At 39.9% G+C, this 25,040-nt stretch carries 27 protein-coding genes and 7 tRNA genes; 32 read left to right on the top strand and 2 right to left on the bottom strand.

Annotation, left to right across the window (positions count from 1 at the left end; genetic code table 11):
* Positions 1 to 67: 67 nt before the first annotated feature.
* The 15 genes from LBN07_03060 to LBN07_02990 all read left to right on the top strand — a co-directional run bounded on the left by LBN07_03060 (position 68) and on the right by LBN07_02990 (position 10,259).
* Positions 68 to 259, top strand: a complete 192-nt coding sequence (locus LBN07_03060) for a hypothetical protein (GenBank protein MDR0850440.1) — start codon at positions 68 to 70, stop codon at positions 257 to 259.
* Positions 243 to 1,436, top strand: coding sequence for a S1 RNA-binding domain-containing protein (locus tag LBN07_03055; protein MDR0850439.1), 1,194 nt, complete (start codon positions 243 to 245; stop codon positions 1,434 to 1,436). Before LBN07_03060 ends, LBN07_03055 begins: the two co-directional genes overlap by 17 nt.
* A 33-nt stretch (positions 1,437 to 1,469) precedes the next feature.
* Positions 1,470 to 1,545 (top strand) — tRNA-Thr (locus tag LBN07_03050).
* Positions 1,546 to 1,808: 263 nt separating this feature from the next.
* Positions 1,809 to 3,272, top strand: a complete 1,464-nt coding sequence (locus LBN07_03045) for a hypothetical protein (GenBank protein ID MDR0850438.1) — start codon at positions 1,809 to 1,811, stop codon at positions 3,270 to 3,272.
* Complete coding sequence (locus LBN07_03040) at positions 3,269 to 4,006, top strand: PEP/pyruvate-binding domain-containing protein (GenBank protein MDR0850437.1); 738 nt, start codon at positions 3,269 to 3,271, stop codon at positions 4,004 to 4,006. Before LBN07_03045 ends, LBN07_03040 begins: the two co-directional genes overlap by 4 nt.
* A gap of 59 nt (positions 4,007 to 4,065) precedes the next feature.
* Entirely contained in the window at positions 4,066 to 4,425 is a 360-nt protein-coding gene (locus tag LBN07_03035; protein MDR0850436.1) for a hypothetical protein, read from the top strand.
* Positions 4,426 to 4,533: 108 nt separating this feature from the next.
* Positions 4,534 to 4,998 (top strand): hypothetical protein, encoded by a 465-nt coding sequence (locus LBN07_03030; protein MDR0850435.1) that lies wholly within the window; start codon positions 4,534 to 4,536, stop codon positions 4,996 to 4,998.
* A gap of 2 nt (positions 4,999 to 5,000) precedes the next feature.
* Positions 5,001 to 5,789: a nitroreductase gene (locus LBN07_03025; GenBank protein MDR0850434.1), complete on the top strand. Its 789-nt coding sequence runs from the start codon at positions 5,001 to 5,003 to the stop codon at positions 5,787 to 5,789.
* Positions 5,790 to 5,846: 57 nt separating this feature from the next.
* A complete protein-coding gene (locus LBN07_03020) occupies positions 5,847 to 6,461 on the top strand; it encodes a phosphoribosylglycinamide formyltransferase (GenBank protein ID MDR0850433.1) in 615 nt (204 codons plus the stop codon).
* Positions 6,462 to 6,484: 23 nt separating this feature from the next.
* Entirely contained in the window at positions 6,485 to 6,637 is a 153-nt protein-coding gene (locus tag LBN07_03015; protein MDR0850432.1) for a hypothetical protein, read from the top strand.
* 15 nt (positions 6,638 to 6,652) lie between these two features.
* Positions 6,653 to 7,078: a DUF3788 domain-containing protein gene (locus LBN07_03010; protein ID MDR0850431.1), complete on the top strand. Its 426-nt coding sequence runs from the start codon at positions 6,653 to 6,655 to the stop codon at positions 7,076 to 7,078.
* 55 nt (positions 7,079 to 7,133) lie between these two features.
* Entirely contained in the window at positions 7,134 to 7,781 is a 648-nt protein-coding gene (locus tag LBN07_03005) for an HD domain-containing protein (GenBank protein MDR0850430.1), read from the top strand.
* Positions 7,782 to 7,979: 198 nt separating this feature from the next.
* On the top strand, positions 7,980 to 8,177 hold the full coding sequence (locus LBN07_03000; GenBank protein MDR0850429.1) for a 50S ribosomal protein L28: 198 nt from the start codon (positions 7,980 to 7,982) through the stop codon (positions 8,175 to 8,177).
* Positions 8,178 to 8,394: 217 nt separating this feature from the next.
* On the top strand, positions 8,395 to 9,276 hold the full coding sequence (locus LBN07_02995) for a hypothetical protein (protein ID MDR0850428.1): 882 nt from the start codon (positions 8,395 to 8,397) through the stop codon (positions 9,274 to 9,276).
* Positions 9,277 to 9,515: 239 nt separating this feature from the next.
* Positions 9,516 to 10,259: a 3-oxoacyl-ACP reductase FabG gene (locus tag LBN07_02990; protein MDR0850427.1), complete on the top strand. Its 744-nt coding sequence runs from the start codon at positions 9,516 to 9,518 to the stop codon at positions 10,257 to 10,259.
* A gap of 174 nt (positions 10,260 to 10,433) precedes the next feature.
* On the opposite strand, the gene LBN07_02985 is transcribed toward LBN07_02990, so the two are convergent.
* The gene (locus LBN07_02985) at positions 10,434 to 11,417 is read right to left on the bottom strand and encodes a hypothetical protein (protein MDR0850426.1); all 984 of its coding nucleotides are present in this window, start codon (positions 11,415 to 11,417) and stop codon (positions 10,434 to 10,436) included.
* Positions 11,418 to 11,682: 265 nt separating this feature from the next.
* On the opposite strand from LBN07_02985, the gene LBN07_02980 reads away from it, so the two are divergent.
* From LBN07_02980 to LBN07_02935, 10 genes are all read left to right on the top strand, one after another.
* Positions 11,683 to 11,767, top strand: a tRNA-Tyr gene (locus tag LBN07_02980).
* A 233-nt stretch (positions 11,768 to 12,000) separates the two neighbouring features.
* Positions 12,001 to 12,075: transfer RNA gene (locus LBN07_02975), tRNA-Pro, on the top strand.
* A gap of 26 nt (positions 12,076 to 12,101) precedes the next feature.
* Positions 12,102 to 12,178: transfer RNA gene (locus LBN07_02970), tRNA-Ile, on the top strand.
* 48 nt (positions 12,179 to 12,226) lie between these two features.
* Positions 12,227 to 12,303 (top strand) — tRNA-Asp (locus tag LBN07_02965).
* A 152-nt stretch (positions 12,304 to 12,455) separates the two neighbouring features.
* Positions 12,456 to 12,531: transfer RNA gene (locus tag LBN07_02960), tRNA-Phe, on the top strand.
* A 10-nt stretch (positions 12,532 to 12,541) separates the two neighbouring features.
* Positions 12,542 to 12,616: transfer RNA gene (locus tag LBN07_02955), tRNA-Thr, on the top strand.
* A 203-nt stretch (positions 12,617 to 12,819) separates the two neighbouring features.
* Positions 12,820 to 13,320 (top strand): hypothetical protein, encoded by a 501-nt coding sequence (locus LBN07_02950; GenBank protein ID MDR0850425.1) that lies wholly within the window; start codon positions 12,820 to 12,822, stop codon positions 13,318 to 13,320.
* Between the two features lie 137 nt (positions 13,321 to 13,457).
* Positions 13,458 to 13,766, top strand: coding sequence for an STAS domain-containing protein (locus LBN07_02945; GenBank protein MDR0850424.1), 309 nt, complete (start codon positions 13,458 to 13,460; stop codon positions 13,764 to 13,766).
* A 13-nt stretch (positions 13,767 to 13,779) separates the two neighbouring features.
* Positions 13,780 to 14,238, top strand: a complete 459-nt coding sequence (gene spoIIAB, locus LBN07_02940) for an anti-sigma F factor (protein ID MDR0850423.1) — start codon at positions 13,780 to 13,782, stop codon at positions 14,236 to 14,238.
* A 146-nt stretch (positions 14,239 to 14,384) separates the two neighbouring features.
* Entirely contained in the window at positions 14,385 to 15,110 is a 726-nt protein-coding gene (locus tag LBN07_02935) for a sigma-70 family RNA polymerase sigma factor (protein ID MDR0850422.1), read from the top strand.
* Positions 15,111 to 15,242: 132 nt separating this feature from the next.
* Here the strand turns inward: LBN07_02935 and LBN07_02930 are convergent, their stop codons facing one another.
* On the bottom strand, positions 15,243 to 17,519 hold the full coding sequence (locus tag LBN07_02930; GenBank protein MDR0850421.1) for a hypothetical protein: 2,277 nt from the start codon (positions 17,517 to 17,519) through the stop codon (positions 15,243 to 15,245).
* Positions 17,520 to 17,673: 154 nt separating this feature from the next.
* On the opposite strand from LBN07_02930, the gene spoVAC reads away from it, so the two are divergent.
* The 7 genes from spoVAC (at position 17,674) to LBN07_02895 (ending at position 25,033) form a co-directional block, all read left to right on the top strand.
* Positions 17,674 to 18,126, top strand: a complete 453-nt coding sequence (gene spoVAC / locus LBN07_02925; protein ID MDR0850420.1) for a stage V sporulation protein AC — start codon at positions 17,674 to 17,676, stop codon at positions 18,124 to 18,126.
* Positions 18,123 to 19,154, top strand: coding sequence for a stage V sporulation protein AD (spoVAD, locus tag LBN07_02920; protein ID MDR0850419.1), 1,032 nt, complete (start codon positions 18,123 to 18,125; stop codon positions 19,152 to 19,154). Before spoVAC ends, spoVAD begins: the two co-directional genes overlap by 4 nt.
* A 5-nt stretch (positions 19,155 to 19,159) precedes the next feature.
* Positions 19,160 to 19,519, top strand: coding sequence for a SpoVA/SpoVAEb family sporulation membrane protein (locus LBN07_02915; GenBank protein MDR0850418.1), 360 nt, complete (start codon positions 19,160 to 19,162; stop codon positions 19,517 to 19,519).
* A gap of 75 nt (positions 19,520 to 19,594) precedes the next feature.
* Complete coding sequence (yunB, locus tag LBN07_02910; GenBank protein ID MDR0850417.1) at positions 19,595 to 20,269, top strand: sporulation protein YunB; 675 nt, start codon at positions 19,595 to 19,597, stop codon at positions 20,267 to 20,269.
* Positions 20,270 to 20,496: 227 nt separating this feature from the next.
* A complete protein-coding gene (gene pheS, locus LBN07_02905) occupies positions 20,497 to 21,519 on the top strand; it encodes a phenylalanine--tRNA ligase subunit alpha (protein ID MDR0850416.1) in 1,023 nt (340 codons plus the stop codon).
* A 23-nt stretch (positions 21,520 to 21,542) separates the two neighbouring features.
* A complete protein-coding gene (pheT, locus tag LBN07_02900; protein ID MDR0850415.1) occupies positions 21,543 to 23,918 on the top strand; it encodes a phenylalanine--tRNA ligase subunit beta in 2,376 nt (791 codons plus the stop codon).
* Positions 23,915 to 25,033, top strand: coding sequence for a cysteine desulfurase (locus tag LBN07_02895; protein ID MDR0850414.1), 1,119 nt, complete (start codon positions 23,915 to 23,917; stop codon positions 25,031 to 25,033). The genes pheT and LBN07_02895 overlap by 4 nt, the downstream gene beginning before the upstream one ends.
* The last annotated feature ends 7 nt before the right edge of the window (positions 25,034 to 25,040 follow it).

The raw sequence follows: 25,040 nt of genomic DNA, 5'->3' as shown, positions 1-25,040 counted from the left end.
AAATTGTTTTTTCTTTTTTTCTTTTTGTGATATAATTTCACAATAATCATTACTAAAGGAGGCTGCTATGTCAAATAATGAGGTATACCGTAAAGGTGAATATTATGTTGAAAATCTTGTCATAAGTGTATATAAACGCGAGAACATGGCCTATTGTATCCGCTCAACCAAAGACCTGAATTTTAAGGAGCACAGAGATACGCTTTATGAGTGCAAGGAAAGAATAAAGGAGTTGTTAAATAATGGTGAGTCTAGATAAATTTGATGTAGAAAGTATAAATCAGACTTTTATGAGTTATAAAAGCGGGCAGATGATTGATGCCACGCTGGTTTCGTTCTTGGGCGACGGAGCGGTTGTTAATATCGGCGGAAAAAAAGACGGGTTTATTAAAAACTCAGAGCTTGAAAACAAAGCTCTTGAAAAAACAAAGGCGGGGGACAGCTTTCAGGTTGTAATAATTTCAACCAAAGACGAAAGCGGAATGATTATTGTGTCAAAAGCCAAGGCTGACGCTATTGTTACAGGCAACGCTCTTTTGGGTGAACTTAAGGTGGGGGACACAACAAAATTTATTATAACCGATGAAACTAAAAATGGGCTTATTAGTGCTCTGGGAAGTTTTAGGGTGTTCATACCATACAGCCAGATAAGCAACAGACGCATTGACAGCCTCAAAAATTATATCAACAAACAAGTGGATGCCGCAATCCTTGAAATTGATATGGCAAATAACAGTATTATTGCTTCAATAAAAGCAATAGAAGAAAAAGAGCTTCAGACCAAGGAAACAGCCTTCTGGAACGCTATCTTTGAAAATAAGGTAGTTTCAGGCAAGGTTGTGAGATTTGCTGAATTCGGTGCCTTTATTGACGTTGACGGCGTAGACTGTCTGGTTCACAACAGCGAAGCGTCTTATGACCACAGCAAGAAGGCAAGTGATGTGCTGGAGCTGAGTAAGGAATATCAATTTAGAGTAATTAAAGTTGACAGAGTCGGAAAAAAGGTTTCACTAAGCATCAAAGCTCTTGAGCCCAATCCTATGGAAGCCAAAATAAAGAAAGTTAAGGTAGGGGATGTTGTAGAAGGCAAGGTTGAACGCATTTTGCCGTTTGGCGCAGTCATCAGCTTTGGTGAAGGCCTCGAAGGCCTGCTACATGTCAAAGAAGCCTCGCACTATTATGTAAAAAATGTTTATGAGGTAGCAAAGGTAGGTCAAACCCTGACGCTAAAAATTATTTCGATTGAACCCGAAACTTTTAAGATTGGCCTCAGCCTCAAAGCTCTTCAGGAAGAACCCGAAGTGCTCAAGTTTCAAAACGCAGGTGCAGGTGTTGAGACCAACACAAAAATCAATAACGATATTGATACAGACGATAATTCAGGCCCCGGCTCAGCTGAAAAAATTACTCCGCTTACTGATGGCAGTGCTGATTAATTTATTTGTCATTATTGGGATAAAACCCAATATGCTGCTGTGGCTCAGTCGGTAGAGCAACTGATTCGTAATCAGTAGGTCGGCGGTTCGATTCCGCCCAGCAGCTCCAAATAACTTAAACTCTTAAATCTTTTTTAGGTAAACATTTTGACATTCTTCAAGTTTAATTCTTGTTGTAAGTCAGATATCAATCTAATACAATACGCAAAATCAAAATTTATATTCAAAAAACCTTTAGATACGCAAGTCTAAATGGAAACAAAAAACAGACCAAATATGCAACATACGTTGCAGATTGTTTTGTGTGTGCCTAAAAAACTTAAAAGAGAAATAAACTTGACTTTTTAAATGCTTTTAGAATATACTTAAGTCATGAATAATAAAATCAATAATTCAGTATGGATTTCGCAGGAATACCTTGCTTGCCCCATGCTCGCAACCTTAGCAAATAATTCATCGTTTATTCCTTTGCAGGAATATCTTGGTGAATCATACTCGGTAATGCTTTTTGTGGTTGAAAATACAACTGCAAATTTTATGGTAAGACAAGATGAAATGCGTGCCATTGGCCAAAGAATGATTGATATGCTAATGTGCCCGCAATATGCACTTGCATATAACACTGACATGGGAAAAAACCAAAAAAAAGCAATGAATATGGCAAGCGAAATATTAGAAAATAAATACTCATTTGAAGATGCAATTCAAACTTTTGAAAAGTTTTCAGAGGTTTATGTATCATATTTTAAATTCGGATGCTTTTCAGAAGCGGTTGGTATGCAAGCTGAGCATCTTTTAACAAACTATGTTAAAGACCCAAATAAGCTTGCCGCTTTACTTACCCCCCCCCCTGAACAAAACGCATATATCATAGACATTTTAAAAAGCCTGCGTGATTGCAAAGCGGGAAAAATCACACCGGAGCAGCACGCAAAAAAATATTTTTGGTGTGAAAATAATTATCTTGAAACGAAATGCCTAACAGCAGGTGACATAGAAAATGAAATTAAAAAACATACTTTAAGTTATTATGATAATTTAATTAAAACATCAACAGACCAAAAGCAAAAGCTCTTAAAACAAAAAGACGAAATTTTACCTACTTTGTCAAATTACTATCAAAACATTGTAAAAATTGCAACAGAAATCGGAGTAAAGCTTATTGACGAGCGAAAGACAGTTATGCAATATTGCTGTGCTGCTTTTGACAAGCTACTCGGAATTGTTGCAGAACATACAAATACGCCAATGGCTGATATTCGACTACTTACAGCACAAGAATTAAGATATTTTACGGAGCACTTAAATACATATAAGGAGCGTTTTTCTGAAAGGCGAAAAATGTTTCTTACTTTTCAATCTAAGTTTCCTATTCTTGATGAGATTATAGAAAGAACAGACAAAATTATGCCAATGGAAGAAGCTTTTATGGCAGAGGGTGAAGTTGCTGAAAAAGCACTGCAGCAATTAAATGCCAAACTAAATATATTTTTGGACGACAATGAGACAGATAATAAGCTGCAAGGTATTGTCGCATATAAAAAAGAGAATGAAATTATCGGTATTGCATGTGTAATTAAAAATCCCAAAAAAGAAACACTGAGTGCGGGAGAAATTTTAGTAGCAGCACATACTACGCCGGACTACCTCAATGCAATGAACAAGGCAACCGCAATTATCGTAGATTGGGGCGGACAAACAAGTCATGCCGCAATTATTTCAAGGGAATTAAAGAAGCCATGTGTAATCGGCACAAATTATGCATCAAATGTTTTACAAACCGGACAAAAAATTAAAATTAACTTTACAGACGGAACAATAGAGGTAATAAAATGAATGTTGAACAGTTAGGCGGAAAGGGTTATCAATTATCAATGCTTTCAAAAATATGTGATGTGCCTCCATTTTTTGTAATAGACGGCACTGAAACTAAAGAGCAAATACTTGCAAAATTTGACGCTTTGAACTGCGAGTTGGTTTCAGTCCGCAGTTCGGCAACAGTTGAGGATAGTAATATCGCAAGCTTTGCCGGAATGTTTGAAACGGAATTAAATATCAACCGAGAAAGTCTTTTGAGTGCAACTGAAAAAATCTTTCAATCAGTGAACAGCGCGCGAGTAAAAGAGTATTGTAAATTAAATAATATAGATTATACATCAATAAAAATGCGCGTCGTTATTCAAAAAATGGTGCAAAGCCGCGTTTCGGGTGTTTGTTTTACGAAGGATACAAACGAAGACTTGATTGTTGAAGCATGCTGGGGGTTGGGTGAGAGTCTTGTGAGCGGCGTCATAACGCCGGATACGTTTATTGTAAAACGCAGTACTCTTGAATTAAAAAATAAAATAATCGGCTATCAAAAAACAATGATTACATCAAAGGGTACAGAGCGTGTCCCAGCTTTTTTAGCAAACGCTCAAAAACTGTCTAACGATGAACTAATGTGGCTTGTAAATGCTTGCCTTAATATAGAAAAGAAAATCGGTTATAACTCTGCTGACATAGAATGGGCATATGAGAATGAAAAGCTTTACATTTTGCAGGCACGGCCTTATGTTGCTGTAAATTAAAATGATACGAAAAAGAGATATCATTGACAACAGAGTGGAAAGTATAGGAGGAGTAAAGTATGGCAAAAGAAAACCTGATTGATATGGTTATTCCCGAAGCGGCAGGCGAAAAGATTCTGAAGGAAGGCATAATGGTTGCGTCCAATTTATATTACAAGCCATATCTAAAATATTCATATAAGTATGTTTTGACCGAAAAGGGCGTATGGATGAGAAACCCCAAAGTGTTGTTTATAAAACCAAAAACTTCTTATATATCTTATAATGACCTTGATTGCTTTGCGCTGGGCAAATATAACAACAATGACTGTTGTATATTCTTTCCTAAAAAAGGCAAGCCCGGAAACAGAATATTTTTTGATGACTTTGACGGTGCCGTAAAAATTTTTGATATGTTTATAGCCAGAAAAACAGACTGAACACAGGGTCGTGACGCCCGACCGCTCAGACGCTGTTTTTTTGTTCTCTTTTTTAGACAGTTTTGGTTTTTTGTGGTATAATAAGTACAAAAAAAAGGAGAATTAGAAATGTCGGAGGTCATCGGAAAGAAAAGCAAAAAATTGATAGGTTGGTTTTTGGGAGGCGGTATAATTTTAATATTTTTTGGAATACTGCCATTTTTAATCCTTTTGTTTATATTGGGGAGTGATTTTTTGTTTCAAGAAGACATGATATGGATTGCACCTTTAGGAGGAGGAATGCCTTTAATTATTGCAGGTTTGATAGGTATTTTTCTGGGACTGCGAGTGTTGTGTTTGCCAAACGATTTAATTAAAATGGACAGCCATAACCTGTATCTAAACAAAAAAGAACTTCCGTTCAGAGAAATTCTGGAGGTTACATCGCACAGAACATTGGGCAGAACAAATGCATCAGGAAATATAATTATCCGCACAAAAACCAGCTTATATAAGCAAACCTTTGTGGAAGATACATATAAAGTGACCGATAAAATCAGCGAACGAATAAAAGAAGAAGAAAGGTGGAGGTAAATATGAATTTATTACAAAATAACGAAACTGACAAACACACAGGGACGAGGGACTTATTACGTAGTAACAAGACTGACGGACTTTCAGAGACGCAGGACCTATACGAAGCGATTTTTATAAGGCGGTCAGTGCGCAAATATAATCAAACGGCATTGGACGAAAAAACCTTGGCTGATATAAAAAACTTTCTTAACAACACCAAACAAATCGGCGGCTGTGAGGCGTGCTTTGAGTTTGTTGAAAGCGGCACTGTAGGGAACGGGAAAGCTCCGCATTATATTTTGGCTTATTGCAAAAACGAAGCGGCGGAGTATATAAATGTGGGATACACGCTGCAAAATGTTGATTTATATTTGCAATCCAAGGGTCTTGGCAGCGTGTGGCTTGGTATGGCAAAGCCCAAAGATACGGGTAAGCGTGAGGATTATTGCATTATGCTGGCTTTTGGAAAAACAAATGTACCTCCGCGAAAGGGTGCAGGGGATTTTAAACGGCTTAAGGTAAGTGAAATTAGCAACGAAAACAACGCGGTTGCTGAAGCAGCCAGACTTGCGCCTTCTGCCATGAACACTCAGCCATATAAGCTAAATTTTGAAAGCGGAAAAATCACGGTTGAATATTTTGGCAGAGGAATTATGAAAGCTATCATCAAAAAAAGAATGGGCAAAATCGACATGGGAATTGTTATGCGACACATTCAGGTAGCTCTTGAAAACCAAGGCAAAGCCGTAACGAATATTAATATAAAAAAAGAAAGTAAAAAGCTTTATGTTGAGATTTTATATACATGATGGGAGCTTTGACTTATAAAACTAGCCAGCGGGGGCATCCCCGCAAAGGAGAAATACATGATAAAATTTGCAGTATTCGCTTCTGGCGGGGGAACAGACTTTCAGAGTATTATTGATGCAAAAGCTGCAGGAATTATATCTCACGGCCAGATTGCGGCTCTTATTTCAAACAAAGCTGACGCAGGAGTGCTTGAGCGAGCTCGAAAGGCAGATATTTCTGCCTTTTATGTTGACCATACAATTTCGCAAGAAAACACCGACGCCGAAATTTTAAAAATTCTGAAGCAAACCGATGCACAGTTTGTTTTTTTGGCCGGATATTTAAAAAAGATAAGTCCGGCAATTTTGGATGCTGTGCCGGTTTACAACATTCATCCAGCAATTGACCTTAAGCGCTTCGGCGGAAAAGGAATGTATGGGCTAAACGTGCACACGGCTGTTATTGCTGCAGGTGAAAAATTTACGGGTGCTACCATTCACAGCGTAAACGAAATATATGACGACGGAAAAATTTTGATGCAAACGCCCAAGGTGCCGGTACTGTCAACAGATACTCCGGAAACCTTGCAGCAGCGGGTGCTGGCTGAGGAGCACAAACTTATTCCGCAGTTTATAGACATTCTCACAAGAGAAATGGATCAAAAACAGCAACCGAACAACAAAAATATTTAAAGATAACAAAAGACATAGGAGTTTTGGTTTCAACCGACCCCGTTGCAATAGATACAGCGATACTTGACTTATTTGATAAAGAAAACAAAAAAATGTTTGAAGCGAGGCGGAAAACACTAAACTATGCTGAGAGCATAAGACTTGGAACAACAAAATATAACCTAAAAACTTTATAATGACGGGAGGCGGATATGAAAGACGAAAAACCAATATTGAATAATCCTGATATTTACCCGACAAATGAGGTTCTGGCACAGACACTCGGCACAAGTTTTGATGCTTATATCGAATTCACCGACAGATTGCCGCAGCTTAATATTGAACCCGAATGGAGGTATTATAACGACGGCAAATATTGGTTGTCAAAAGGGCTTTATAAAAACAAAACCATATTCTGGCTGTCGATTTGGGAGGGCGGATACTTTAAAATAACATTTTATTTTAACAAAAAAACCCGAGGCGGAGTTCAGAACCTAAAGATTGCAGACAGTATAAAGCAAACCCTTGCAAACGCATCACCTGTTGCAAGGCTATATCCGCTGCTGTTGTATGTGCGGAACACAACTGCACTCTACGACATATTCAAACTGATAGAATATAAAAAGAGTATAAAATGATAAATATCATAAAAGACAAAAGGATTAAAAACTTTAAAGGTTGGGAAACAAAACCATGAAAGATATCAAAAATGCTATTGAATTTTATTATGCCGCAACAGGGCTTAAGGAACTGCTAAGGCAGGGAGCTGTGCAGTGGAAGGTTAAGCGCAAGCGTCTTGAAGATGTGGCGGACCATATTTTTGGCACACAAATTCTAGCAATTGCACTAAAAAACAATCTTAATATTAACATTGATTTGGGTTATGTTTTAGAAATGCTGACTATACATGAGCTTGAAGAGTTGAAAATCGGGGACTTGACATACTTTACAGGGAAAAATATAACAAAAGAACAAAAGACACAGAGGGGCGCTGAGTTTGTATCAAATCTCTTAAGCAAGCTCACAAACAAAGAGTATTATCAAAAAATGATTGATGATTTTAACTGCGGAAACACACTAGAAGCCAAATTTGCCAAGGCATGTGACAAATTTGAAAATGTTTTGGAATTTAAAAAATATGCAGACGCAGGGCAGGTAAATTTAAGTCACGGCAGCGCCGAAATGCTTGCTGACAAAACTATACAGAAATATTTGAAAGAGGGAATTACAAGCCTGGAAGATATATGGTTTATATATCATAGCCCGAGTTTTGAAAGCTTTGGCCTTACTCGTGAAGTTTGGAAAAAAACGATAAAGCCTATTGACACAAAAGGGAAATAAGCCTATCATGGGACTGTTGCGTTGTTCTAATATACTCCTCGTAAGACGATTTTCTATATTGTTGCAATAACTAAGCAATCCATTGAGCAATATGATAAACCTATGTCAAAACACAAACACCAAAAATTTGCTTGACAAACGGGCTTTTTTGTGTATAATTAGTGTACTTTAACTGTAGAAATTTAAGGAGAAATACCAATGGCTAAATGTGAAGTTTGTGGCAAAAATCACCACAGAGCAAGTCAGCTTAGTTACAGAAGCTCGCAGCTAACAAAGAGAACGCTGACTTTTCAAAAATCCAATGTGCAAAAGGTGAGTGTTGTTGAAAACGGCGCCCCCATAAAAAAGCATATTTGCACAAAATGCCTGAAAAACAAAGACATTGTAAGGGCATAATTTTTAATGCTGCAAAAACCTCAGGCGCAAGCCTGTTTTTTTGTTGTATTTCTTAAACTATGGGATTGCCGCGTCACGTCGTTCCTCGCAATGACAAAAATAATTATTTTGCAATACTGCTACCGGAGTTGTGGGCTCACAATGACAGAGAATGTTATTGCATATTGACAAGCATATTAAGGTATGATATCATTAAGAGACGATTTTGGAGGTTTATATGTTTCTTAAAAGTAAACAGATTATTGTTATAGACGGTTCTGACGGTGCCGGCAAAGAGACGGTGTCAAGAGGGCTTGAGGCTTATCTTAATCACATCGGCATAAGTGCCAAGCGGTTTTCATTTCCGATGTATGACACACCTGAAGGGCACGAAATTGCGGTTTTGCTTGGCAAAACCGATATTGATGCTTATGCTGAGAATAAAATAAAAAACGCTCAAAACTTAAATGAATGGGGTCAAGAATATCCAAGACTGCCCGAAAGCTTCTTGGAAGAATATTGGAAAACTGCCGCAAAAATTTATGCGGATGAACGTGCGGCCAATATCGGAAAGATTTTAGACTGCCCGGCACAGGTAATCATTTGTGACAGATACACTTTCAGCAACATGGCATATCAATCGGCAAAACATTATCTTAAAGCACAAACACGCGGAACTCAACTCAGCACAACCGAAGACCTTGAATGGGCTGATGACATTATGAAAAAGCATGCTTCATGGATTGCAGACCTTGAATATAACAAGCTTTCAATACCCGAGCCAAATAAAACTATATTTTTATACCGTCCGCACGATGACGCGATGAAGCGTGTAAAAGAGCGCGGTGAAAAGGTAGACGTTCACGAAGCCAACAAAAACTATCAATTATTTGTTGAGCGCACCTATAAAATACTCGCAGAAAGTCTGGGAGCCACAAAAGTAGACACACTTGATGAAGAAGGTGAAACGCGAAGCAGAGCAAGCATATTTGCCGAGGTAGCGGTGAATGTTTTGGAGCATTTAGGTCAGCCTATAGAGCATTATTCCGATTTAACAGAGACCATTAATGATGCTCATGATTTCGCAAAAGATTTCTATGCTCAACTTGAACAAAATTAAAACAAATCAAAACTATAAGGTTAGAAGCTAAACATTTTGGGGTATTTACTTCAAAATGTTTTTTGTTTTTTTGCATTTGTGGTAAACTATATTAATAATAAAAAGGTTTCATCGCGTCAAAGATAGGCAGCAGGTGACAATGTCGGCGAAAAGAGTGTATATAGACCTACACGACTGAGCCGACTTGACAAACGCAGCCCAGATATGACGATGAGGAAAGCTTTTGAGAGGAGAATTTTATGACACAAACCAACAAAGTAGCACTTATTACAGGCGGAGCAAAGGGTATAGGCAAGGCCATAACACTTAAGCTTGCAAGCCTGGGTTATGATGTAATTATAAACTTTTACACCAGCAAAAAGCCTGCTGAGGACCTTCAGAAGTATATTGAGAGCAACTTTAAGGTAAAGGCTCAAATTTTGTGTGCAGACATTAAGGATGAGGCGCAAATTAAAACTATGATAGGGGAAGCAATTTTGGAATTCGGTAAAATTGACGTGCTGGTCAATAATGCCGCAATCGCTATCGATAAGCCATTTTTAGAGCATACTGCAGAGGATTTTAACAAAACACTCCAGACTAATCTGGTGGGGGCGTTTTTAGTCACAAAATATGCAGCGCCGTATATGTTAAAAAATAAGTACGGAAAAATAATTAATATTTCTTCAAATAATGCATGTGGGTTTAATGACCCTGTCAGCGTAGATTATGACTGCAGCAAGGCAGGGCTAAATATTCTGACCAAAAACATGGCAAGAGAGTTTGCTCCTTTTGTCAACGTTAACGCAATTGCTCCCGGCTGGATAGATACCGATATGAACAGCGGATTTCCTCCTGAATTTTGGGAGATGGAAAAAAAACGCATATCAAAAAGCAGAATAGGTAAGCCCGAGGACGTAGCAGGTTTAGTGGCCTTTTTGATAAGCAATGAGGCAGAGTATATTAACGGGGAAATAGTTGCAATTGACGGAGGCATGTTTTAAAAAACAAAACTTTTACTTCTTTCAAAAAGATGGATTTTATATTATAGTCTTGTAAACCCATATTTGATATGAGAAAACGGCAACAGGCATGAATGTTTGTGAGGGCTTGTATAGAGAAAATACACAACCGAACAAACTTCATGCACGCAGCCGTTTTATCGCTCAAAGAGGGGTTTACAAGATGTACCATGCGTCTACGTTGGTTAACTTCGTTCCCCCTCCAAGGTCAACTGTTATTGTTTTGCCGTCGCGGTTGATGGTGTAGGTATAACCGGCAATACTTATGTGACTGCCAACGCAGTGTACCCGACTGCCGGTGTTATAACCTTCGGAAAGCGGATGCATATAAAGCCCATATTGCCGCAAAAATGCTGCACCGCCATTGTAATAATCTCTGAAACCAATCTGGTCTTTGGCGTCAACCAATACCTCCAGCTCTTTGGTGATAGGCGCTATTACATCCACAGGCATTATTGTTGATTTGTGCCGCAAAATTATTCTGACAACATTACTGTTTGTAAATACTTCGCTTTCAAGGCGCATCATTGTGCTTGGCAGGTCAACCACTGAAACTTTTGAATAATCAAAAGCTCCGCTTGCAACCACCGAAACATTTTTGGCGTAGTTTGCCGGCAACACTGTCATATTAACAGGCACCTTTACTAGCGTAGTAACAGTGCTGTTTTTTTGATATAAAATGCCGTTTAAAACAAAAACATTATCGCTTTGCTGCGCCGAAAGCTCGTCAAGCCTGGGCATAAGCCTAAGTGCCCCCGTATCAAACAGTGATACTGCCGGTATATTAAGCAGTTTTGTAACCTGTGAATTCTCAAATGCCCCGACACCAAAAAGAAACTGTTCATATTCACCCAAAAACTGCACGGTGTGGGTAATAGTATTATTCTTTAGAGCCTGTGTCAAAACCCCACAAACAGGCGTATTATTTATGACGGACTGCACCATAACAGTCTCCTTTGTAGCACCGGCCACAAACATACCGCCGTATCTCGGTCTATAAATCACGCCATCCTGCCTGACCTCGCCGCTGTTGCTGTCTCCTTGCTGCTGACCAAGATGCAAAAAGGGGAGTGTCACCGCACAAACTATCACTGCCAAAACTACAGCCCCGATAACCCATTTTTTTGTAAATTTAGTCATTTTTCTCATGTTATAAGGTATGAGAGCACTGCTGCGGATATACCACATAAAGTTTTTAGCATAAAAAAACAATCCGCCAGCAGCTGCAATAAAATGGGATTTTTTATAATCTAGGAATTATCGCCTCAAACCGCTTGCGGATTTGTGAAAGATAATGACGACGATTTCAAGAAAAGCACCGATAAAAATTGTTTGTGATACAAAAAAATTACGCTTTTCTTATTGACTAATCGATAATTTTATGATACATTAGACCTATCCACACGGGAGGATTGCAGAGTGGCCAAATGCAACGGTCTGTAAAATCGTCGGCTCCGCCTTCGATGGTTCGAATCCATCTCCTCCCACCAAAATTAAGTCTTGGTTTTTAGCTAAGGCTTTTTTATTTTTTAAATCATAAAATATTGAAAGCAACACAAAACAGGTGAGAATTGAAATTGCAAAGAATTTAACAAAAACCTGTTGACAATAATGCAAAGTTATTGTATCATTATCCTATCACTATGCCATCGTATTTGGAATTTTAACAACATGTGGGGCAATGACAAAATGTGAAAAGTGACAACAGCTGTCTAAGTTTCACCGGGGTGTGGCGCAGGGGTAGCGTACATGATTTGGGATCATGGGGCCGGGAGTTCAAATCTCCCCACTCCGACCAAAACTATAATCAAAATCTCATTATGAGGGCCTTTAGCTCAGTTGGTTAGAGCACCCGGCTCATAACCGGATGGTCCGGGGTTCAAGTCCCTGAAGGCCCACCATGTGTTTTAAAACACAATAAAACTTATTCAAATAAATCATTTATTTTTGGCCCGGTAGCTCAGCTGGTTAGAGTGCCGCCCTGTCACGGCGGAGGTCGAGGGTTCGAGTCCCTTCCGGGTCGCCATGCTTACTTATGCAAACACAAAGCCCTAATTAAAAAACACAAAAAATTAGGGCTCCCAAAAAGTAACTATAGAAACTTTTTGTGAAAGAGGAAACACCAAACGTAAAGGGCAAATTTGCGCAGTCAAATTGCCAAAAGCGCAGGTGTGACGCGCCTTGGTAGCTCAGTCGGTAGAGCAATGGACTGAAAATCCATGTGTCGGTGGTTCGATTCCGCCCCAAGGCACCATTTTCTTTATGCTGGCGTGGCTCAACGGTAGAGCAGCTGACTTGTAATCAGCAGGTTGAAGGTTCGATTCCTTTCGCCAGCTCCAATAAAAATGAAAGCCCTCCTTTGTGGGCTTTTTTATTGTTTTAAAGAGAAGATTTATGTTACAATTTAAATATGGTGCAGATTTAACATGCCCAAAACAGTTGATTATTTGAAAATGATAATAAGAAAAAATGCAAAAGTCTTGTATTTTGTTTTGATTATAAATGTTTAGGTGATAGAATAATATTATCGGAGGGATAGAAAATGAAAAATAATGATGACAATGACACAATAGAAATAAACGATAAAGAAAAGAAATCCGGCATTTTAGATGAGCTTAATGAGGCAGCCGAAGAGGTGGAGGAGTTTTTTAAGAAAGTGGGCAATAAACTAGCTCAAAAAAGCAACGAGATAAACCAAAACTATAGACACAACAGAGACAAAAACACAATACTTAAAGAAACTCTTAAAACATATGATATTGCAGGGCTGGATGTTAGGATTAAGGTTTTTGAAGGAAGTGAAAACGAACACGCAATATACATAAGACAAGACGACAAGAACCTTGAAAAGGTTTTGAGCGGAACTATTTTGATTGATGAGGATAATAAAAAAATACTTATAACACAAATCAACAAAAACAGTTTGTCTCAAAAGAAGTTGATTGTGGGCGAGCAGGAGGAGTTATTTCCTTGCTTTAGGGCAGAATATAAAATTTATGATGCTGCAAAGCCAAAAATTGATAAAATAGACTATAAAGAATAGAGATTATATTTGCAAGACTTATTGGTCTTGCCACTTATAATTAAGGTATTAATTGACAAAAGAAGGGAAAGTTAGCCCTTCTTTTTTGTTTTTCGCTCTCTTTACTATGATATTATTTGGTCAGACAGGAGGGAGATATGCAAATTAAACAAAGAGTTTACAACGGAATTTTATATGTTAGCTTAAACGGAGAGCTTGATGAACACACCGCAAAATATACTGCCACAGCGCTGGACTCACTTTTTGAAACGCTAGAGTTTAAGCAGGTGATAATAGACTTGTCGGCGCTATCGTTTATGGACAGCACAGGAGTGGGGGTGCTGATAGGGAGATATAAAAAACTGAAGCAGCGGGGCGCGGGAACGTTTATAACAAACCCGTCTCATCATGCTGAAAAAATATTTAAACTCACGGGGCTATATGAAATCATGCCCAAAATATCATAAAAGGGGAATTTATATGAAAGAAGCTATAAATCAAATGGAATTGAAGTTTGGGGCATATTCGCAAAATGAAGGGTTCGCCAGAACCTGCGCCGCGGCGTTTTGTTTGCAGCTCAACCCAACTATTGACGAAATAACAGACATTAAAACGGCTGTGTCGGAGGCGGTTACAAATTGTGTTGTGCATGCTTACCCAAACGATGTGGGTGAAATTTCACTCAAAATTGTTCTCAGTGATAAAAAGGCAATAATAACAGTGAGCGACAGCGGCGTCGGTATTGCTGACCTAGACAAAGCAAGAGAGCCGTTTTTTACTACGGTAACCACGGGAGAACGAAGCGGTATGGGATTTACAGTCATGGAAAGCTTTATGGACGAAGTAAGTCTGATAAGAAACAAGGGGGCGGGTGTCAGTGTGATTATGATAAAAAATATTGGGGAGGCTGCGCCAAAAACACAGGTTGCATCAGTCTAAAAAATAGAGGCGGACTTTTGCGGCAAAAATATAAAATTTTTGCTGCATGTGCGCTGTTTTACAGCGCACAGCGCAAACATAAGTTTGCTCAAAAAGCCCGCACACTCCTCATAATACTACAATCTTACAAAAAAGGAGGCATTATTTTGCTTGAGCATACTCAAACTCTTGAATTCATCAGGCAGGCAAAACAAGGAAACGAGACGGCCAAAACAACGCTGATAACCGAAAATTCGCCGCTTATTAAAAGCGTCCTGAAACACTATCTCTATAAGGGTGTAGATTATGACGATTTATATCAACTTGGCTGCATGGGCTTTTTAAAGGCGATAAACAACTTTGATGAGAGTTTTAATGTCAAATTTTCCACTTATGCCGTGCCTATGATAGCAGGTGAAATAAAACGCTTTTTGAGAGACGATGGCAGTATAAAAGTGTCCAGAGCCATCAAAGGGCAATATTATCAAATGCAAAAATATATTGACAGCGTCAAACTCGCAGGAGGTGAGCCTCCAAGCATTCAACAGCTTGGCGAGCACTTTAAGATGGACGAGCAGGATGTGATTTTTACGCTGGAGGCGGCCCGTATGCCGATATCCTTATATGGTGAACTGAACGGCAAAGATGGAGCTAGCGGGCAGACGGTGATGGATAAAATTGTGCAGGACGAAAATAGTGAACAGGTCCTCAATCGTTTGATTCTAAAAGATATCATTGAAAGTCTCGGACCAAAAGACCGAAAAATTATCATACTGAGATATTTCAGAGACAAAACCCAGAGCGAAGTGGCAAAGATTTTGAATGTGTCGCAGGTTCAGGTGAGTCGCCTTGAAAATAAAATACTTGAAAAAATGAAAATGAAACTAAAATAAATTGTGATAATAAAATGATAGCCACTCACTAAGGCTTCGACGCCGTTGGCGTCTGCAGAATTGTTCAGTGATAATTATACGTCACCTTAAGAAGAAAAAATGAGGGCATAGCCTTCATTTCTTTAGTTTTTTTTACGCTCTTACCTTTTTCGAAATCGGACCCGGAACTGCAGAAGCAGTGGTTGTAAGGGTTCCGTCAAATCTGGCGGGCAGGGTAGTTATACCCATATAATTCTGATTATTATTTTGAGTTCCTGCATTTTGTGCACCGGCTGAAGTGTTTACGTTATTTTGTATAGTTGAAGTGTTATTCATGTTTGTTTGACCGGCTGTATTCTGTGCAGTTGTGCCCCTGTGTATTGTGTTTACATTATTCTGATTTGTTGCTGTATTAACACCGCTACCGCTCACGCCTGTTCGGCTAATGTTCTGATTTGCAGTTGTTCCGCTTTGATTGGCAGTTACATTATTTACACCCGTTCCCGTTTGATTTAATGCAGTGCCGTTAGTTGTGTTGTTTTGGGTGGCGGTAGTATTCTGAGCATTTACGCTACCTCGGTTTATCAGGTTGTTGGCACCGTTAGCTATGTTGTCTACTTTGTTTTGAGTGGTATTTGCAAGTCCGTCCACAGCATTGTTGGTAGCATTAGACAAAGTGTTTGAAATGTTGTCAACGCCGCTGCTCACGCCGTTTGAGATATTGCGTGCAATATTCTGAGCCGGTCGTGTGCTTGGTGACGGAATATTTTGATTAACTCCTACATTCGGCATAGTGATATTCGGAACTGTACTGTTGTTTTGGTTGCCCATGTTTGAAACAGTAGTGTTGCTTGTCATTCCGTTCTGATTTAATGAACCGTGTTTATTGACTGCCGTATTGTTTGTCATGTTGTTCTGGTTTGATACAGCATTGTTCTGTGTCATACTACCGGTGTTTGAAGTGATGCCACTTTGAACAGGAGTGTTAAAACCGGTATTCCGGTTTTGAAGGTTGTTGGGCCTGTTGGTGGCGTGATTAATGCCGAAATTAGGATTTAAATGACTGTTTACGCCGCTGTTTTGATTAACTCCATTGTTGGCGTTAAAGTTGTTATTAACCACGCCTGAATTTTGTTTACCATGGTTGGTATTATAATTATTGTTAGTGCCCATGTTGCGGTTGGTTGAATTATTATTGTTATTTGTGTTGTTATTTACTGCATTATTTCCGTTGTCAGTGTTGTTTGAAGCATTATTGTTTATAATTGAATTGACAAAATTGTTAAGCTCAATTACCGTAGCTTTAGCCGCACTGCAACTGCTGATGCAAATGTCCATATTGTTGAGCACCCTAAGATATTTTGCAGTAAGTGAGTCGATATTTTGAGAGAAGTTTCCTTTCAAGTCAATTATAGTCTGAACATCCCTTGAAGCAAGGTTGGTTCGGTTAATATTGTTAAGACTGTTTATTAAAGTAGAGTTATATTGGTTAAGTGTGCTTACTTGGCTGGGTGTCAGCGTAACCTGACCCGTTCTGATTTGGTCAACAAGCTTCTTACAGTTGTTGCAGCAGTTAACAAGCTCACTTTTAACCTCATTAAGCTGGTCATTGGCCGCAACGCTGTCAAGAGATATCATATAGAGGTCCTCTATACGCTCAATATAGTTATTAAGTCCGTCTGAAGTCTGAACTGTAGCTCCTCTTACATACCTCGGGGTATATCTAGCCGTTGAAGTACGTTCGGTAGGACTTCCGGTGTCGGTTATAAATGCCGAATTATTATTTGTGCCTGAGGTTTGAGTTCCGCTGCCGTAAACTCCCTGCCCGCCGCCTGTAGTCATAGACCTGTTAATGTTTCGCTGGCTGTCAAAAGCGTCAATCCTGCCACTTTGACCTGAAACATTGCGTGTGCTGTTATATACTGAGTTGTTATACGCTCCGCTATTGTCGCTTGAACGAACGCCATTGTATGCTCCGGTGTTATCCGAAGTGTTGTTGTGGTTATAAGCGTTTGTACTGTAGCTACCCGCACCCGTATGGTTGTAATTTTGGGTGCTAATGCCTGTTGCGCCATAGTTTTGGGTGTCTGCGTTATTATGAGACTGGTTGTTGATTACACGCTGATTATATTGCGTTCCGCTGTTTTGATAGTCAGAATTGAGCCCAAAAGAGGTCCCTGTGCCATTTGAAGCATTGTTTACATTACTTCTTGAAGCACTGTTAATGTCGCCGTTCATACCCATGTTGCGGTTGAGTTCATTAATCTGAAGGTCGGCATTGCTAATAGTTACAACCCGAGTAGTTGCTTTAGTCAGGTTGTCAAGCGTCATATTTAGGCGTGCGCCTGCCTGCGCCTGTGTGCTGCCCGAACAGCCCACCAATACAATAGCAAGTAGCATCAGTGACATTGAACATAATATTTTTTTCATATTTTCCTCCTAATGAAAATTAATTTCGTGGTGTTAGTGTGCGTAAGCACGTATTGATTTATACACAAAATTTTGTGGCTTAAGTTGATGGTATTAGCGGTTTTTTTATGGATATAATCAAATAAGCACAAAAATATCAATTAGCGGAGGAAGTATGGATAATCAGCTAAGGAATAAAAAGTATCTTGATTATGTAAATAAGAGACTGCCAAAAACCAAATGGTTTCCGTCTTTGTTATGGGCGTTTTTGGTTGGCGGAATAATATGTGTGATAGGTCAGGGGATATTTGATGCAGGCACAGCGCTGTTTGATTTTGACAAAGAAACCGCTCAGAGATATTCTCTGATAATACTTATATTCTTGGCCTCTTTGCTTACGGGGCTCGGAGTTTATGACCAGATAGGAACCTTTGCCGGAGCGGGAAGTATTATTCCTATCACGGGCTTTTCAAATTCTATTGCAAGTCCGGCGATGGAATTTAAGAATGAAGGCATTATCTTCGGACTGTCGGTCAAAATGTTTACTGTTGCGGGGCCGGTTATCGTAAACGGAGTTGCCGCAAGCATACTTGTAGGAATTGTCTATTATATAATGGGGGTTGTATGAGCAAGCAACTAAATAAACAACTGAGCAAACAAACAATAAAGTTTGATAATCCTCCCAGATGGGCGGCGGGGTATAGCATTGTGGGACCCAAAGAAAGCGGAGGGCCCATGTCAAAATATTTCGATTATATACTCAAAAGCGACAGCTTCAGCGAAAAGACTTATGAAAAGGCCGAAAGAAAAATGCTGGAACACGCCATAACGGGAGCTGCAACCAAAGCCGGACTACTGTCAACAGACATAGACCTTTTGATAAGCGGCGACCTGCTTAATCAAATTATAACCTCAAGCTTCAGTGCCAGACAGCTGCAATCGGGCTTTTTGGGTTTGTTTGGAGCATGCTCCAATATGACCGAAAGCCTGATTGTAGGAGCGGCTCTTGTTGACGGAGGTTTTATAAACACAGCTGCATGCGCCACCAGCAGTCACTTTTCATCAGCTGAGCGGCAGTTCAGGTTTCCGCTGGAGTTGGGCAGCCCCAGACCTCCAACTTCGCAGTGGACAGTTACGGCGGCGGGATGCAGCATAATTAAAAAAGGCGGAACAGGGCATAAAATTACACATGCAACTATTGGAAAGGTGATTGACTTTGGCGTAAATGATATAAACAACATGGGAGCGGCAATGGCGCCGGCGGCGGCCGACACCCTGCAAAAAGTATTTGAGGACACCAAAACAACTCCGCAGGATTATGATTTGATAATTTCGGGTGATTTGGGAAAGCTGGGCAGCGAGCTCTTGATAGACCTTTTAGAAATCAAAGGGTATAAAATAGGAGCAAACTACGCCGACTGCGGTCAGGCAATTTTTTCAAATACTCAAAGGGTGTTTATGGGTGGCAGTGGCTGCGGCTGCAGTGCGTCGGTATATAACTCGTATGTTTATAACAAGCTCACTGACAGAAGCTATAAAAAAGTTATACTTATGTCAACCGGTGCGCTTATGAGCCCGACTTCTGTTCAGCAGGGCGAAACAATACCGGCAATTGCTCATGCGGTGATAGTCGAAGCTGATGAAGGGGGTAAGTAATGGCACTGTCATATCTGTATGTTTTTTTGATAGGCGGCGGCATATGTCTTATTGGACAAATATTAATTATACGAACGCAAATGACCAGCGCACGTATCCTGGTGTTGTTTTTGTTGATAGGCGTGCTTTTGCAGGCGGTTGGTGTATATGAACCTATTGCTGAATTTGCCAAGTCAGGAATATCAGTGCCTATTATAGGCTTTGGAGCGGCTCTTGCCAAAGGTGCGATTGAGGCCGTGGCAAAAGACGGCATACTCGGAATCTTTCTGGGAGGCCTCACAGCTACAGCTACCGGACTTGCCGCGGCTGTAGGCTTTGCATATTTGTTTGGAATATTGTTTAGGGCAAAAAGTAAGAGGTCATAAAATAAGGAACCACACCTTAGATGTTTTTTATACTTTATTGCATAATCGAAGGAGAGTTTTTCATATATATGCTATGTGAAAAGTCAAATTTATCAAAGAAAATCTAAGTTTCGGCACAAAAAACGGCTACTCATAAGTCTGAGTTCTTTGGCGTTAATTGTTTTTTTTATTCTTTTATATATAATAAAGGTAGTAAATCCTATAATACTATCTGTGGGAGAAGCCAAAATAAAATCGCTTGCAACAAGGTCAATTAATGCCGCTGTAAATGAAGTTATCACAAGCGGATATAGTTACGGCTCTCTTATCAGCATTATTTTTGACAATAACGGCGATGTAGCTTTGATAGAAGCCAATGCCATGGAAATAAATAGGCTTGCAAAAGAAATTGCATCAGTAAGCCAAACCAGACTTGACCTTATCGGAGAACAAGGCGTGGGCGTGCCGTTAGGTTCACTTACGGGCATACCCATTTTTATGGGGCAAGGACCTGATATCCGCTTTAAGCTTTATCCCATAGGTTCTATAACATGCTCCTTTTCTTCGCAGTTTATCGGAGCCGGCGTCAATCAGACAAATCATAAAATATATGTAAATATTTCCTCCACAATCAACGTAGTTTTGCCTATTGACAACAAACAAATCAGCACCAAAACTCAGATACTTATAGCTGAGAGCATTATCGTAGGCAAGGTGCCTGATGTATATCTTAATTCCTCGCTTGAAAATATGCTCCCGCTTATTCCATAAAATAATATTAAAACCTAGAGCTTTGCAGAGTAAGTATTGTTTCCTACAAAAAACACGCCCGTTTTGCGCCAAAAAACAAAGTTTTTTGGCAGCAAGCCCCAAAGGGCTTGCCAAAGCGCCCTTTTTTAGGGCGCTTGCAAAACGGGCTCTTTCTCTCTTTTCATTTGACTTTTAGGCCAATTTATGATATGTTTTAAGATACACAATTTCAGCATTAGGAGAAAATCATGAAGCAGAATTTAGAGCACATTTTAAATGAGCTTAAAGCAAGCTTATCAAAAGTTGCTACAAGCGCAGAATGTCAAAATCTAAAAGTTAAGGTGCTAGGCAAATCCGGCAGTCTTACCGAAATTTTAAAGAACCTGAAAGACGTACCTTCTGCCGAGAGACCCGTTTTGGGCTCTCTTATAAACACCGCAAAAACTCAGGCTGAAGAGTGGATAACCGAAAAAGAAACTTCACTTAAAAAACAAGAAACTCAAGTTAAGCTTATGAGCGAAAAGGTGGACGTAACACTAAGCAAAAGAGGCCGCGAACGGGGGAACTTGCATCCGCTGTCACTTGACCTTATTAAACTATGCAATGTTATGAAAGGGCTTGGATTCAGTCAGATTGACGGGCCGGAAATTGACCTTGACAAATTTAACTTTGAGCTGGTGAACCTGCCAAAAGATCATCCGGCAAGGGATATGCAGGACACCTTTTATATAACTGAAAATATACTTCTTCGCACTCAGACTTCAAACGCGCAGCCCAGAGCAATGCAGAATATAAAACTGCCATTCAAGGCTTTTTGTCCGGGCAGATGCTTCAGAAGAGATGAATACGACGCCACACATACACCCAGCTTTTTTCAATTTGAGGGCATATATATTGACGAAAAAGTCAGTATGGTCGACCTTAAAGCCACACTTGACGCAGTAGCACGTCAAATAATGGGTGAAGATGTGAAAATAAAACTCCGCGGTTCATACTTTCCTTTTACCGAACCCAGCGTTGAGGGCGATATTGTATGTTCCGTTTGCATGGGAAAAGGGTGTTCTGCCTGCAAAAATACCGGAGGCTTTGAGTTGTTTGGTGCCGGCATGATTCATCCAAAAGTTTTGGAAATGAACGGCATTGACAGCAAAAAATACAGCGGCTTTGCATTTGGATTTGGTTTTGACAGAGTGGTTAAAAATCATTATAAAATACCCTACAGCCGGCTTATGTATGAAAACGACATAAGGTTTTTAAAGCAATTCAGATAAAATTGGGAAAAGGGAAGAAAAATATGAAAATACTATTATCGTGGTTAAACGATTTTGTGAAAATAGATAATATCCCACTTGAAACTCTTGTGAAAAAACTCACGGGGGTTGGTTTTGAGATAGATGAGATAATCAACAAATCTAAAGGGCTTGAAAAGGTGATAAGCGCAAAAATCACCAAAATAACTCAGCATCCCAATGCCGACAAGTTGGTTGTGTGTAAGGCCGATATCGGAAGCGACACCGTTCAAATTGTTACGGGCGCCAAAAATATGAAAGAGGGCGACATCGTGGCACTGGCACAGGACGGAGCTAATCTTCCGTGCGGAAAAAAAATCAGAACCGGTGAGATAAGAGGCGAAAAGTCTCAGGGTATGTTTTGCGGAGGCGACGAGCTAAATATTAACAACAACATATACCCAAACGCTGAAAACGATGGATTGCTTATACTTGGGCCCGACACAAAAATTGGAGAGCCCATGGCAAAGGTTTTGGGGCTTGATGAGGTTGTGCTTGACGTAAAGATTTTGCCAAACCGCCCCGACTGCAACAGTGTGATAGGCATAGCCCGTGAAGTTGCGGCAGCATTCGGATTAAAATTCACCATGCCAAAGTTGACTTTTAAAACTCATAACAGCACAAAAAACATAAAGGTAGAAGTGCAGAACAAAAAACACTGTACCCGTTATATGGGTGTTGTGGTTGAAAATATCAAAAATGGCCCTTCACCTGAGTTTATCAGAAAAAGACTGATATTGACCGAACACACGCCGCACAGCCTGTTTGTGGATATCACAAACTATGTGCTGACCGAAATAGGGCAGCCCATGCATGCTTTTGACCTGAGCAAAATCAAAGGTAAAATCATTGTGCGCGACGCAAAAAAGGGTGAAAAGTTGCAAACGCTTGACGGAAATACCTATACGCTTAATCCAAACAACCTTGTGATTGCCGACGCCGAAAAGGCTTTGGTTGTGGCAGGAGTTTTGGGAGGGGTTGACAGCGGAACATATACTACAACCAAAGACGTATTTTTAGAAAGCGCAATTTTTGACGGCGCCAACATCAGACACACAAAAAATGCTCTGGGCATTGTGAGCGATGCGGGTGTCAGATACTCTAAAGGCGTATATAACGAATGTGCCGAACTTGGAATGCGGCGTGCGCTTAACCTTGTTGACAGCTTGGGAGTAGGAATTATCAGCAGCGTGATAGAGGATGAGAATTTCGGCAAGACCAAACCTATAGCGGTCAAAAGCAATATTACAAACATTAACCAAACTCTGGGTCTCGGCTTGAACGGTGAGCAAATGGCACAATATTTAAACAATTTAGGACTAATAACAACCATTAGCGGAAAAACACTCAGCACACAAATCCCCGAATATCGCACTGATATCAGCCTGGAGTGTGACATTATTGAAGAAATCGGGCGAAGTGTGGGCTATGACAATTTGACCGAAGGAATTACACCCACAAAAACTATTTTTTACGGAAATATTACTCTGCAACAGCAAAATATTAACACCTTAAGGCTCACCGCTGCGGCCGAAGGATTTGTGGAGGCAGTAAACTATCAGTTTGTTTCGCCCAAATGGATTGGGAATTTTGGGCAGGATGAAAACACGCATATAAAGCTTGCTAACCCTATAGGCCAGGAATATAGCATAATGCGAAAAAGCCTTTTGAACGGGCTTATTAATACTTTGTCTTTTAACATTAATCAAGGCAACAAGAATTTATATTTGTTTGAGCTTGGAAGAATTTATGAACCAAAACAGCTGCCGATGACAGAACTGCCCAATGAGCACGATAATCTGGCACTTGTTTTGAATGCCGACGGTGAAGACTTTTTCAGTCTTAAACAAAGCGTAGATAAAATAGGACAGAGTCTTGGGCTTACATTTGAATATAAACAGGCTCAAATTGATTTTTTACATCCCGGAATTGCCGCCGAGGTTTATCTTTACAACAAAAAGATAGGTTTAATAGGTGAATTGCACCCCAAAGTTTCAGAGAACTTTGAAATAAGCAAAAAGGTATATGTAGCAGAAATTGACCTCAGTCAGGTTCTTGTCAAAAACACTGACGCAAAAACAGGAAAGGCTCCCGATAAGCTACCGCTGATTGAACGCGATTTGGCGTTTGTTGTGGGCAAAGACATTCCTGCCGGCAACATTTTGTCAAGTGCCAAAAAATGTGCCAGAAATGAGATTTCCGATGTGTTTGTCTTTGACGTTTATGAGGGTTCACAGGTGCCGGCAAACAAAAAGAGCATAGCTATAAAATTCTTTATTAAACAAAATGAAAATACTCTAACTGATAGTGAGATTAATGCCGTTATGAACAAGATTATAGAGGCCGAGCAGCGGGACAATAAGGCGGAATTGAGAGTATGATATATCTTGATAATGCAGCAACCACCAAGGTTGTGCCTTACGTCGGAGAAATTATAAAAAAGTATAACGAAGAAATCTATTTTAATTCAGCTTCTCCTTATACAAACGACCTGAACGTAGAGATTGACAATGTTAAACAAAACTTCATAAAAAAGCTTGACGGAGACTCGAGTGGCAGAATTATATTTACGTCGGGCGCTACTGAATCAAACAACCTGGCTATTTTGGGCAGCCTAATAGACAAAAAGAAAGCTTTTGTATTTGCCGAAGGCGAACACGCTTCGGTGCACAGCGTGGCCATGCATCTAAAACAGCAGGGTATTGAAACAAGGTTGGTGCCTCTTAGCGATGATGGCACCATAAACCTCACAAAGCTTGAAGAGGCACTTGATGAGAGCGTTGGTTTTGTGTCGGTGATGCTCGCCAGCAACGAAACGGGTGCAGTCAATAACATTGCCGAAGTAAGCAGACTTATAAAAACAAAATGCCCAAAGGCCCGCCTGCATGTAGATGCCGTTCAAGGGTTTTGTAAGATGAAATTTTCATGCAAAAAGCTGGGTATAAGCCTTTGCACAATCTGCGCTCACAAAATTCATGGACCCAAAGGAATCGGGGCACTTTATGTTGCGCCAAAGCTTATGCTAAAAGCCATAAGTATGGGTGGTGAGCACGAAGGAAGTCTCAGACCCGGAACACAAAATACCTCGGGAATTATGGGATTTGGCAGAGCAGTTGACTATATGTTTGAAAACTTTGACGAGTTTAACAAGCACATAACCCACTTGAAAGAAGAGTTTATAAAAGGTCTTGGACCCGTTAAAGACAAGATAATAATTAACGGAAATGGGCTTCCGCATGTGCTTAGCCTCTCAATTAAGGGGATTATGGGACAGACTTTGGTAAATGTTTTAAAAGAGCACGACATATTGATTACAACGGGATCGGCGTGTAACGCAAAGCACATCGAAAATCGGGCGCTTGCTTCGATGGGGCGCAGCAAAACCGATATTGTTGGAAGCGTCAGAATAAGTTTCAGTCACCTTAACACACTTGACGAAATAAGCCAAGCCAGCCGGATTCTGGTGAGCGGCATAAACAAGCTTTTGAATATTTAAGGAGAAC

The sequence above is a fragment of the Christensenellaceae bacterium genome (assembly GCA_031260975.1).
GTDB lineage: Bacteria > Bacillota > Clostridia > Christensenellales > UBA1242 > JAISKJ01.
This window is presented reverse-complemented; position numbering and strand designations above follow the sequence as displayed.